We start from the raw sequence: 11317 nt of genomic DNA on the forward strand, positions 1-11317 counted from the left end.
GATTTGCCGGGGTCCACGGACGCGCCTCCGCAAACCTTGATGAAAAGATGACAGCAGACCGGGATCGAGAATTTTATTTTTCAGCCATGTTGTTTTACTTTTCGACGTTTTTTCATCCGCCGGTTGCGGAGAGCGCCAGCTGAAAGCCGAGCAGCGACAATTCTTCAAAGAGAATGGCTTTTTTTCAAAATTCAATCGCCGACTCTCCTGCCACAGTCTGGGGCTCCAGATGTAACGAACGCGGGAAAGTGGGCCGTTCCCTAGCCGCGTCATTGCCCCGAAAGCACCCCGGTATGAACGAACGCCTTTTGCGCAAAGACGACATGAAAGCCGCCGCAATCCAGGGGCCCCTCATTCTGATATCGCCCGACATCACAGACAGCGCCGAGCCGGAATATGCCGTCCGCGCAAATTATGCCGAGGCTATCGCCGAGGCGGGGGGCGCCCCCTTGATCCTGCCCTGCGAAATCGCCTTTCTGGAAACGGCACTCGCCGTCGCCGACGGCATCCTGATCGCAGGTGCGAACCCGGGCGCCGATGTGACCGACAAGCGGACCGAATTCGAGAAGGCACTGGTCCAGGGTACGCTGGCGCGGCAGATTCCGCTGCTGGGCATTTGCCACGGCATGCAGCTCATCGGCGAGCATCTGGGCGGACATGTGGTGCGCGACGATCCCGCACTTCTTGCCGAAGTGACGCCGCATATCCCGCAGGCTGTGCCGAACGCGGTCGCGCACGAAATCCTGATCGAACCCGGCAGCCATCTCGCCCGCTTGAGCGAGGCAACCCGCGCAGACGTCAACAGCTTGCACCGCCACGCGCTGGCGGATACCGGTCGCTTCAGGGTCGCGGCACGCGCGCCGGACGGCGTGGTGGAGGCGATTGAGGCGGACGGTCAAGGCTTCTGCATGGGCGTGCAGTGGCACCCGGAATACCGGCTGACAGAACTCGACCGCCGCATTCTGGCAGGCTTCGTCGGGGAATGTTCGGCGAGAGCGCGGACGGTGGCGAGAGGCGGTGTCGCCTCGCGGCTTGCCGCGCTCGGGCTTGCCCTTCCCGATGCACCGGTTCCGCCCGGCGCTTTCGTCGGCGCTGTGCGCCACGGCAATGTCGTCACGGTCTCCGGCCAGGTGCCGTTGAAGGATGGAACCGTGATGACGACTGGCAGGCTCGGCCAGGACGTGTCCCTCGAAGAGGGGCAGGACTGCGCACGCTACGCGCTGCTTAACGCTCTCGCCCAACTCGGCAAGGTGGCCGGCGGACTGGAGCGCGTCGCCGGCTTCGTGCGCCTCGCGGGCTATGTCGCCGCCGCCCCGGATTTTACCCGCCACGGGGCTGTGATCGACGGCGCCTCGGAACTCTTGCGGACGCTTTTCCCGGAAAACTGGGCCCATGCCCGCGTTGCGCTCGGCGTTTCCTCGCTACCGCGCGGCGTTCCGGTCGAGATTGAACTCTCCGCTGTGCTGAAGGAGGGGGAATGAAATGGCGAAGGTTGCCATCATCGGGGCGGGCGTCGTCGGAACCGCCTCCGCCTATATGCTGTGCAAGGCTGGCCTGGACGTCACGCTGATCGACCGCAACCCCGGTCCGGCGCAGGGTGCAAGCCGCGCCAACGGCGCCCAGCTTTCCTACGCCTATGGCGATGCGCTGGCCTCGCCTTCCTTCCTCGCCCACATGCCGGAAATCCTTCTGAAGCGTGATCCCGCCTATCGCGTGCGGCTTCAGGCCGATCCCGAATTCCTGATCTGGGGTCTCCGCTTCCTCTTCAACAGCCTGCAATCACGCTTCATCGCCAACACACGATATCTGCTGCAAATGGCGGCTGAAACAAGCGATCTGCTCGGGGATGTGCTGAAGGAATTCGACCTGTCCTTCGACTACCAATCCTCCGGCAAGATGATCCTCTATTCGACCGCCGCTGCTTGCCAGGCGACTGCCGGCACGCGCCGGCTCAAGCAGTCGATGGGTATCCGGCAGGAAGTGCTCGACCGCTCCGGGGCAACCGCCATCGAACCCGCGCTGGCCCATTACCCGGACGAGATCGCGCGGGTGATCTACAGCGAAGGCGACGCCGCCGGCAGGCCGGATGTCTTCTGCACCACATTCATCGAACGACTTCGCGAGCGCTACGGCCTCAAGACCATTTTCGGTGAGGAGGTCGAGAAAATCCTCAGCCATGCCGGCCGCGTGAGCGGGCTCGCATTCCGCTCCCGCGAGCCGCTGGCCTGCGATCTCGCTGTCGCCGCCTCCGGGTGCTCGACGGAACTGCTACCCTGGCGCGACCGCCTGCCAGGCGCGCTGTGGCCGGTACAGGGATATTCCATTAGCGCGCCAGCCACCGAGAAGGCGATGCGCGTATCGATCACGGACCTCCAGCGCAAGATCGTCTTCGCGCGGCTCGGAAATACAATACGGGCGGCAGGGCTGGCCGACATAGGGGCGCGACCTTACCACTTCAATGGCGAACGATTCGAGAGCTTCCGCTCCGCTGCCGTGGAAGCCTTCGGGCAGAGTTTCGCCCATTCCAGCAACGCCGACCTCAACGCCTGGTCGGGTGTACGCCCGTGCACACCCTCCTCGCGACCGCTCATCCGGCCCGGCAGCCTGAAGGGTCTCTATCTCAATCTCGGCCACGGCACACTTGGCTGGACACTCTGCCTCGGCTCGGCCAAGCGGCTGGCCACCGTCATCAAGGAAACCAAATAAAGCCGTTAAGTATAGAATGTTTCAACATTCGCCATCTTCTATAAAAACTCCGTAGACATAGTAATCAGGAGATCGGCGGGATGACGGAAGACGGAGTTGCGGTGGGGCCGGCTGGGACGGAGTATGTCCGATGGCTGGACGGGCTCTGGACGGAAAGGCTTCTTTCCGTGCAAGACCGCAAACCGGATATTTCAGTCGGCATCCTGCTGTGGCCCACCTTTCCGATGATGTCGCTGACGGGCATCATCGAGCCACTCCGTCACGCAGCGGATTTCGGCGACAACTCCCGTCCCCTCCACTGCCGCTGGTCGATCATGGGCAAGCCGGATTATGCAGCCGTCGCCAGTTGCGGCATTCGCGTGCAGGCGGACTCGCCCTACATCAATCCGACGGATTTTGACTACGTCATCGTTGTCGGAGGCCTTTTGCCACGCCTGCGAACCGCCCCTTCCACCCACCGCGATTACATCCGCGTCGCGGCTTCGGCCGGCGTAACGATCGTCGGCGTCTGCACCGGCTCGTTCATCCTCGCACAAGAGGGACTGCTGGTTGGAAGGAAGGCCGCCATCCACCCCTATCACCGGGACGATTTTCAGGTCGCCTTCCCACGCCAGCCCCTGTCGACCCGCGACGATTACCTGATCGAGAACGGCCGGGTGACCGTGCCCGGCGGCATTTCCATTTTTTCGCTGATGACCGAACTCATCCGCAACCATTGCGGACCGGACCGCGCCGCCAAAGCCGTCTACCAGCTATCGCTGACGGATCAGAAAAGCATGAGCGCCTTCGATCAGGAACGGGCATCATCGTTCCGCCATGTTGGAGATGCCCGTGTCCAGCGGGCTGTCGTTTTCATTGAGAGCCGCAAGGGCCGCGACGTCTCCCCGGAAATGGTGGCTGCCTCCGTCGGTCTCTCTCCCCGACAGTTCGCACGGTTGTTTCAGGATCATATCGGCATGACGCCTAAACACTTCATCCTGGAAACACGTCTCCGGTACGTGCATTTTTTGCTTGAGAACAGCGTCCTTCCCATTACCGCCATTGCCTTCGAGACGGGCTTTGCCGACTCGGCGCACCTGGCGACCGCTTTTCGTAAGAAGTACAACACGTCGCCGAGCGAGTTCCGTCACCGCCGAAGTTGAGCGGAGACCGTGACGGTGGGGTGGGATCACACACCCCGTCATGCGTGCTCGGCGATCACCGCGAGGAAGGCGGGGCCGTAGCGGTCGAGCTTGGCTTCGCCGACACCGGGCACGTTCGCCATCTCGGCGCGCGACGCGGGTCGCACTGCTGCAAGCTCGATCAAAGTCTTGTCGTGGAAAATCACATAGGGTGGCACGTTCTGCGTGCGCGCTATGTCCGTGCGCTTGCGCCGCAGGGCCTGGAACAGGTCATGGTCCGCATCGGAGACAGAGGACTGTGCCGTGCTGAGCGCAACCTTGCCGCGTTTGGCGCGCGTTGGCGCCGGTACGCGCAGCATCAGCGCCGGCTTGTCGCGCAAGAAGTCGCGGCCGGCAGGTGCGATCGATAGGCCGCCATGACCTGTGAGGTCGACGTCGATGAGGCGCAGCGCGATGAGCTGGCGCAGGATCGCCCGCCACGTGCGGTTGTCGTGCTCGGTGCCGATGCCGAAGGTGGAGATGCGGTCATGGCCGAACTGGGCGATGCGCTCGTTGTCGACGCCCAGCAGCACGTCGACAACATAGGCTTGCCCGAAACGCTCGCCGGTGCGGTAGATGCACGACAGCGCCTTTTGCGCCGCAATGGCGCCGTCGAACAATTTTGGCGGCTCCGCGCAGGTGTCGCAATTGCCGCATGGTTCGCTATGGTCACCGAAATAAGACAGCAGAACCTGTCGGCGGCAGCTTGCCGTCTCGGCCAGCCCCAGCAGCGCATCGAGTTTCTGCCGCTCCATGCGCTTGCGCTGGTCGGGCGCCTCCGATTCCTCGATGAAGCGGCTGCGCAGCGCGATGTCGTCGTAGCCGTAAAGCATCAGCGTATCGGACGGCAGGCCGTCGCGTCCGGCACGCCCAGTCTCCTGATAATAGGCCTCGATGCTGCCCGGCAGGTCGATATGGGCAACGAAGCGCACGTCCGGCTTGTCGATGCCCATGCCGAAGGCGACGGTGGCGACCATGATGACCGCCTCGCCATGCTGGAAGCGCATCTGGTTGGCTTCGCGCGCCGCCTTGTCCATGCCGGCGTGGTAGGCCAGCGCATCGTAGCCGAGGCCCTGAAGCCAGGCGGCGGTTTCCTCGGTCCGGCGTTTCGACAGGCAGTAGACGATCCCGCTCTCGCCTTCATAGCGCTTGAGGAACTCCTTGAGCTGGGCGCGCGGATTGTCCTTTTCCTCGATGGCGTAGCGAATGTTGGGCCGGTCGAAACCGGCGATGAAGGCGTCGGTCTCGTCGATTTCGAGGTGCGACAGGATTTCCGCGCGGGTCGGCTCGTCCGCAGTGGCCGTCAGCGCCATGCGCGGGGTGCCGGCAAAGCGCGAAACGACAGCGTCGAGCTGGCGATAGGAAGGACGGAAATCGTGCCCCCACTGCGACAGGCAATGCGCCTCGTCGATGGCGATCAGCGACAGCTTCACGCCGTCCAGCATCTCCAGCACATCAGGCCGCAGCAAGGTTTCGGGTGAGACATAGAGGAGGTCGAGCGCACCAGTGCGGATATCGTGCCACAGGCTGCGGCGCCCGTCGGGTGAAAGGTCGGAGTTGAGCCCCGCCGCCCGCACCCCAGCTTGGCGCAGTGCCGACACCTGATCGGCCATCAGCGCCAGCAGCGGCGAAACGATGAGCCCCATGCCGGGACGGACGATTGCGGGGATCTGGTAGCACAACGACTTACCGCCGCCAGTCGGCATCAGCACGAAGGCGTTGTTGCCGGCGATGACATGCTCGACGATCCGCGCCTGCGGTCCCCTGAACGCATCATAGCCATAAATGGTCTTGAGAATTTCGAGGGCGGTGGCGGTCATCGGTGGCTGCAACGGAGAATCATGGAAACGTCCTTCATAGCAGCTTCGCCGTGTCAGCGATCGTTGATGCGCCTTTCTGTCGGGCTACTTGCAACAGTTCGTCGGTTTGCTCCTCAGGCCGAGTGAACGTCGTGGTCGGGGCTTGGCCTGGTAAAGCCCAGCCTAGCCAAGCCCAAGCGAACCTCCGGTGCGCTCATGAACAGTTTCCACAAAAGCCCAGTCCGATGGTTCTCGATCATCGCAACAATCGGCCCCTGATTGATGGCGAGGAAGGTTCGCGCGTACCAGTTCCGGTTCTCGCAGAACGCGTCGACAAAACCGAAGCGGCCCCAGATGCGTTTACCCGGCTTGGCCAGGAAACCGCGCAAGGCCGACATCGCCTGGTCGGGCATGTAGGGAAAGCTCGACAGGGCGGCGCTCGGCGTGATGACGCCAATGTCCCTATCCGGCGCATGCGCGACATAGCCCGTCGGGCCATGCGATGCGGTCAGTCCCCAGCAATCGGCACCATATCCCTGATGGCCATGGGGGTTGAGTACGCAATGCCGATGATTGATCCGCGCGTGGCGAACGTTCTGCTCCCAATAGTCGGCATGGCGGTCTCTCAGCTCTCTCGGATCGAGGCCGCAGAAGGAATAGTGCGCGAAAAACAGCGGGCCGCCAAAATCCGTTCCGAGCGGCAATTCGATGCCGTGATGTTCCCGCCTGTTATGAAAAGCTGGTCCGGCCGCAAAACCGTTGTGGTAGCAGCCGGGATCGATTGCGTGATGCTGCGATCCCGCCGCCAGCACGAAAGCAAGCAGGCACTCGTTCCAGCCTGCGATCGGGTTGTTCATCGCCCATCCGTGCTTCGGGCTCCAGTGCCAATAGAGCTTGCCCTTCCGCTGAAACCAGTCCCATTCGGCCTGCGCCAGCAGCGCATTCACACGTCCGCGAAAACGCTGTTCCTCGCCTGCGCTCCGATCGAGATATTCGCGGGCACAAATCAATCCCTGGAACAGAAACGTCGTCTCGACAATGTCCGCACCGTCGTCCTTGCGTCGGAAGGGAATGGTGGCACCGGTGCGGCCGTCGATGAAATGCGGGAACATGCCGTGGTAGCGCGGCGAGCCCTCCAGCAAATCGAGCATCCGATGCAGGCGGCCCAGCGCTTCAACGCGATCGACCCAGCCGCGCTCGACCGCGACGATGATCGCCATGATGCCGAAGCCGGAGCCCCCGATCGCAACGAGATCGTTTGGTTTGTTGCCTGTCGTCTTCAGGCGGTCCCGCGCAAGGCCACTGACGGGATGGCCGCCTTCCCAGAAATAGCGCACAGTCTGCCGCTGCACGAGGTCAAGCAATGCGTCATCGGCAAGCATTGATGGATCGGGCGCAAGGTCGGGCATGCGAGGCAAAGGGACGTGTGGGCTTGGCAAACTCAAAGAACCCCACCTAACAACCCAGGCGTCGGCAGCCGCGCGTCGCGGCCTCGCATGGGCCAAGGGCCGCCCGCAACAGATCAGCCTATTGGCCTCACCGGAAATCGGCGGCGGTCAGGGTATAGTAGGTGCGGCGACCGTGGGAATAGGCTTCGCGTGCGACATCGTAGATTGATTTGCGCGCTGCGTCGAAGGCCGTCAGGCATTCTGACTCGGACAGCTGCGTCCTGCCTGCCCTGGCCCCTGCTTTCGCCAATGCGCCGGCTTCGACGAAGAAACGCACTTCGAACATGCCGTCATGACCGATGAAGCGGACAGCTTTTTTGGCTTCGTCGAAGCTGCGGCTCGGATTGAGAAAAGCGAGTGTCATGAGTTGCCTGCCGTGGTGCTGTTAGGTCCAAGTGCCTCCAACCTGATCCGTTCCCTGCGGCGCCCGGCGTTGCGACGATTGAGCGACATCATCCCGCTCGTTGCGTCCGACCGGGTCATGCCCGTCATTGCCTGGCCGTCGACATGTACCGGTATGCCGGTGAAGACATGATAGACGGTCCACGAGCGATCCGCCTCGATACGCCGCCCGACCTGGTGCTCGATGGAGCACGGCGCCCCGCCTTCATTGTCCCAGATGGCGATCGCGGCCGCATCGCGTCTGCGTTGGCTTTGGTTGATGCGGTCATTCATGGTCGTGACCTTCCTTCATGGAGTGCGTCGGTATCGATAGCCCCGGACTGGCCATGATGCCTTCACCGGGGCCCGGGATACCGCAACGTTCCGGTCCGAACCGGAATGACACTGATGCTGCCAGTACATCCGTGGTCAGCGTCAGGTTTCATTCCAGGATTCGAACCGAGCGACAGGCGCGCCGGATCGGCGTCCTGTATTCGCTATCGAAAATTCGGTGGTGAATGGCGGGTCGAAGGTCTCTGACACCGCGAAAAGCCAAGTCGGCCAAATCAACGAAATCCATATATACGCCGATTTATGATATTTATCAAGGATACATCCGGAAATTATAATTCTTAAATAAATCTTTTGGTGCTAGTTTTAAACATCAAAAAACCGAATGGATCTTTCTATTTTACAAAAGCATCCATATTATACTAAAAAGTCCGATCAATATTATCCCGAAATTTCCGGCCAATCTGGAATTATTTTTGGCACTCCTATCATTCGAGTGCCAAGGGCGCTATATATGTGCGGTGGTCGCCCTATGCGCCGGCCGCAGAAAGAATCTCATGAAATTCCGGCCGCTTCACGATCGCGTCGTCATTCGACGCGCCGAAGGCGATATCAAATCCAAAGGCGGCATCATCATTCCCGACAATGCCAAGGAAAAACCCCAGCAAGGCGAAGTCATAGCCGTCGGCCCCGGCCCACGCGACGACGGCGGCAAGCTGATCCCGCTCGACGTCAAGACCGGCGACACGGTGCTGTTCGGCAAATGGTCGGGCACCGAGGTCAAGATCGACGGCACCGATCTCCTGATCATGAAGGAGACCGACATCATGGGCATCGTCGACACGAGCGAAGCGGCCAAGAAAGCCGCCTGAACCGGCTGCGGCCTCAAGAACGAACTGGACGAAAAAACATGTCTGCCAAGGAAATCAAATTCTCGACCGATGCCCGCGACCGCATGTTGCGCGGCGTCGAACTGCTCAACAACGCCGTCAAGGTGACGCTCGGCCCGAAAGGCCGCAATGTCATCATCGACCGCGCCTTTGGTGCGCCGCGTATCACCAAGGACGGCGTCACCGTCGCCAAGGAGATCGAGCTTTCCGACAAGTTCGAGAACATGGGCGCGCAGATGGTGCGCGAAGTGGCCTCGAAGACCAACGATCTCGCCGGCGATGGCACAACGACAGCAACGGTGCTCGCCGCGTCCATCCTGCGCGAAGGCGCCAAGCTGGTAGCCGCCGGCATGAACCCCATGGATCTCAAGCGCGGCATCGACCTTGCCGTGGCTGCCGTGGTCAAGGACATCCAGGCTCGCGCCAAGAAGGTCAAGTCGTCGGACGAGATCGCCCAGGTCGGGACCATCGCCGCCAATGGCGACGCTACCGTCGGCGCGATGATCGCCAAGGCGATGGACAAGGTCGGCAACGAGGGCGTCATCACCGTCGAGGAAGCCAAGACCGCCGAGACCGAACTCGACGTCGTCGAGGGCATGCAGTTCGACCGTGGCTACCTCAGCCCCTATTTCGTCACCAATGCCGACAAGATGCGTGCCGAACTGGAAGACCCCTACATCCTCATCCACGAAAAGAAGCTCGGCAATCTGCAGGCCATCCTGCCGATCCTCGAAGCCGTGGTCCAGAGCGGCAAGCCGCTGCTGATCATTTCCGAGGATGTCGAAGGCGAGGCGCTGGCGACACTGGTCGTCAACAAGCTGCGCGGCGGCCTGAAGGTCGCCGCCGTCAAGGCTCCGGGCTTCGGTGATCGCCGCAAGGCGATGCTGGAAGATATCGCGGTTCTGTGCGCCGGCCAGATGATCTCGGAGGATCTCGGCATCAAGCTCGAGAATGTCACCATCGATATGCTTGGCCGGGCCAAGCGCGTGCTGATCGACAAGGACACAACCACGATCATCGACGGCGCCGGCGACAAGGCCGGCATTGCCGCCCGTATCGCGCAGCTGAAGATGCAGATCGAGGAAACCACCTCCGATTACGACAAGGAAAAGCTGCAGGAACGCCTGGCCAAGCTCGCCGGCGGCGTCGCGGTCATCCGCGTCGGCGGTGCGACCGAGACCGAGGTCAAGGAAAAGAAGGATCGCATCGACGATGCGCTGAACGCCACACGCGCTGCCGTGGAGGAAGGCATCGTTGCCGGCGGCGGCGTGGCGCTCCTGCGCGCCAAGGCGGCACTGGCGACACTTACCGGCGCCAATGCCGACGTGGCCGCGGGCATATCGATCGTGCTGAAGGCGCTTGAGGCGCCGATCCGGCAGATCGCCGAGAACGCTGGCGTCGAGGGCTCCGTCGTCGTTGGCAAGCTGATGGAAAGCAAGGAGGCCACCCAGGGTTTCAACGCGCAGACGGAAGACTATGTCGACATGATCAAGGCTGGCATCGTCGACCCGGCCAAAGTCGTGCGAACGGCATTGCAGGATGCGGGCTCGATCGCAGCCCTGCTGATCACCGCCGAAGCGATGATCGCCGACATTCCGGCAAAGGACGCGCCTGCAGCCGCCGGTGGCATGGGCGGCATGGGTTACTAGGCTACGCCTGAACATCCGGTCGCCGTGCGGCCGGATGGCCACGACCTCACTGTCAACAAGGAGCATTCCATGGCTATGCAGACCAACCAGAAGCAGTCCATTGCGGCACGATGGGAGAACTACCAACCGACCAAATCGACGCTCGTCTGGACATGCGTCGGCACGGCCGTCGCCACCATGATCGTCGGCTTCAGCTGGGGCGGCTGGGTCACGGGCGGCACTTCGCAGGAGCTTGCGCTGACGGCCGGCGACGTGGCGCGCGGTCAGCTCGCCTCGACCATCTGCGTCGAGAGGTTCAATGCAGCACCCGATGCAGCGGCAAAATTGACCGAACTGAAGGCAAAGACAGCCGGCTACGACAGGCAGAAGTTTGTCGAGACGGGCGGCTGGGCGACAATGCCCGGAGAGACGTCTCCCGACCGTCGCGCTTCGGTCGGCTGTGCCACGGCGCTCGGGGCCTGAACCAAAGGCCACAACGATCGCCTCGGGGTTCGCCGTTCCCTCAATCCGTAAGAGCAAGGAGCGTGACGCATGATCTCTTTTGTGAAGAAGGGCGAACTGCAGCCGCCAAAAGTCGAACGGAAGCCATCTCCTGCAATAGACGCGGACAACCGCTTCGAACAGATTCGAAATGCTGCGGCGGAGAGGCGCCGGAAATCTGATGCAGAGAGCACGCGCCGCCGCGCCCGACAGGCCGCCGAGGACAATCGGCTTCTCTGACGGGCCTTTGTTTAGGTAGCTTCGGGAAAGCGGGGCCGAGACCATCTCGGAGAGGCTGTCGAGCGGCGGTTCAGCAATCTGAATCGCTTGCTCGCGGTCCTGCATCGCGGCGCTAAGATCGGAATCGAAAATAGCGCAAATTGTTTGATTTGAATTGAGTTGCCCGCACGACGATCCCTATTCCGCGCTGGCTACATGGCGGGACCGTTCAGACGGTCGCGGCCAATTTCCTCGCTGTCGACATGGTCGACGCCGAGCACCGCGCGGCGCATC

11 protein-coding genes are annotated in these 11317 nt (G+C 62.0%); 7 read left to right on the forward strand and 4 right to left on the reverse strand.

Features of this window, described 5'->3' with window-relative positions; all coding sequences use genetic code 11:
• Positions 1-323: 323 nt before the first annotated feature.
• The 3 genes from GGQ99_RS12540 (at position 324) to GGQ99_RS12550 (ending at position 3848) form a co-directional block, all read left to right on the forward strand.
• Positions 324-1481, forward strand: a complete 1158-nt coding sequence (locus tag GGQ99_RS12540; RefSeq protein WP_246389560.1) for an Atu1372/SO_1960 family protein — start codon at positions 324-326, stop codon at positions 1479-1481.
• 1 nt (position 1482) lies between these two features.
• Entirely contained in the window at positions 1483-2706 is a 1224-nt protein-coding gene (locus GGQ99_RS12545; RefSeq protein WP_183262785.1) for an FAD-dependent oxidoreductase, read from the forward strand.
• Between the two features lie 80 nt (positions 2707-2786).
• Positions 2787-3848 (forward strand): GlxA family transcriptional regulator, encoded by a 1062-nt coding sequence (locus GGQ99_RS12550; RefSeq protein ID WP_183262786.1) that lies wholly within the window; start codon positions 2787-2789, stop codon positions 3846-3848.
• Positions 3849-3886: 38 nt separating this feature from the next.
• Here GGQ99_RS12550 and recQ read toward each other — a convergent pair whose 3' ends face one another.
• The 4 genes from recQ to GGQ99_RS12570 form a co-directional block, all read right to left on the reverse strand.
• Positions 3887-5686 (reverse strand): DNA helicase RecQ, encoded by a 1800-nt coding sequence (recQ, locus tag GGQ99_RS12555; RefSeq protein ID WP_183262787.1) that lies wholly within the window; start codon positions 5684-5686, stop codon positions 3887-3889.
• A 113-nt stretch (positions 5687-5799) separates the two neighbouring features.
• Positions 5800-6885: a glucoamylase family protein gene (locus GGQ99_RS12560; RefSeq protein ID WP_343061718.1), complete on the reverse strand. Its 1086-nt coding sequence runs from the start codon at positions 6883-6885 to the stop codon at positions 5800-5802.
• A gap of 316 nt (positions 6886-7201) precedes the next feature.
• Positions 7202-7477 carry a DUF1488 family protein gene (locus tag GGQ99_RS12565; protein ID WP_108606421.1) on the reverse strand — a complete coding sequence of 92 codons (276 nt, stop codon included), beginning with the start codon at positions 7475-7477 and terminating at the stop codon, positions 7202-7204.
• Complete coding sequence (locus tag GGQ99_RS12570) at positions 7474-7788, reverse strand: hypothetical protein (protein WP_183262788.1); 315 nt, start codon at positions 7786-7788, stop codon at positions 7474-7476. Before GGQ99_RS12570 ends, GGQ99_RS12565 begins: the two co-directional genes overlap by 4 nt.
• 554 nt (positions 7789-8342) lie before the next feature.
• Here GGQ99_RS12570 and GGQ99_RS12575 point away from each other — a divergent pair.
• The 4 genes from GGQ99_RS12575 to GGQ99_RS12590 all read left to right on the forward strand — a co-directional run bounded on the left by GGQ99_RS12575 (position 8343) and on the right by GGQ99_RS12590 (position 11044).
• Complete coding sequence (locus GGQ99_RS12575) at positions 8343-8657, forward strand: co-chaperone GroES (protein WP_183262789.1); 315 nt, start codon at positions 8343-8345, stop codon at positions 8655-8657.
• A 38-nt stretch (positions 8658-8695) separates the two neighbouring features.
• Positions 8696-10324, forward strand: coding sequence for a chaperonin GroEL (gene groL / locus GGQ99_RS12580; protein ID WP_108606418.1), 1629 nt, complete (start codon positions 8696-8698; stop codon positions 10322-10324).
• Between the two features lie 69 nt (positions 10325-10393).
• Positions 10394-10786 carry a hypothetical protein gene (locus tag GGQ99_RS12585; RefSeq protein ID WP_108606417.1) on the forward strand — a complete coding sequence of 131 codons (393 nt, stop codon included), beginning with the start codon at positions 10394-10396 and terminating at the stop codon, positions 10784-10786.
• A gap of 69 nt (positions 10787-10855) precedes the next feature.
• A complete protein-coding gene (locus GGQ99_RS12590; protein WP_183262790.1) occupies positions 10856-11044 on the forward strand; it encodes a hypothetical protein in 189 nt (62 codons plus the stop codon).
• The last annotated feature ends 273 nt before the right edge of the window (positions 11045-11317 follow it).

It is taken from the genome of Aminobacter niigataensis, assembly GCF_014200015.1.
Taxonomy (GTDB): Bacteria; Pseudomonadota; Alphaproteobacteria; order Rhizobiales; family Rhizobiaceae; genus Aminobacter; species Aminobacter niigataensis.

Bases quoted from the DNA above. Each gene is read 5' to 3' on its own strand.
- GGQ99_RS12540 (WP_246389560.1), top strand. From the start codon at position 324: ATGAAAGCCGCCGCAATCCAGGGGCCCCTCATTCTGATATCGCCCGAC.
- GGQ99_RS12545 (WP_183262785.1), top strand. From the start codon at position 1,483: ATGGCGAAGGTTGCCATCATCGGGGCGGGCGTCGTCGGAACCGCCTCC.
- GGQ99_RS12550 (WP_183262786.1), top strand. From the start codon at position 2,787: ATGACGGAAGACGGAGTTGCGGTGGGGCCGGCTGGGACGGAGTATGTC.
- recQ (WP_183262787.1), bottom strand. From the start codon at position 5,686: ATGACCGCCACCGCCCTCGAAATTCTCAAGACCATTTATGGCTATGAT.
- GGQ99_RS12560 (WP_343061718.1), bottom strand. From the start codon at position 6,885: ATGGCGATCATCGTCGCGGTCGAGCGCGGCTGGGTCGATCGCGTTGAA.
- GGQ99_RS12565 (WP_108606421.1), bottom strand. From the start codon at position 7,477: ATGACACTCGCTTTTCTCAATCCGAGCCGCAGCTTCGACGAAGCCAAA.
- GGQ99_RS12570 (WP_183262788.1), bottom strand. From the start codon at position 7,788: ATGAATGACCGCATCAACCAAAGCCAACGCAGACGCGATGCGGCCGCG.
- GGQ99_RS12575 (WP_183262789.1), top strand. From the start codon at position 8,343: ATGAAATTCCGGCCGCTTCACGATCGCGTCGTCATTCGACGCGCCGAA.
- groL (WP_108606418.1), top strand. From the start codon at position 8,696: ATGTCTGCCAAGGAAATCAAATTCTCGACCGATGCCCGCGACCGCATG.
- GGQ99_RS12585 (WP_108606417.1), top strand. From the start codon at position 10,394: ATGGCTATGCAGACCAACCAGAAGCAGTCCATTGCGGCACGATGGGAG.
- GGQ99_RS12590 (WP_183262790.1), top strand. From the start codon at position 10,856: ATGATCTCTTTTGTGAAGAAGGGCGAACTGCAGCCGCCAAAAGTCGAA.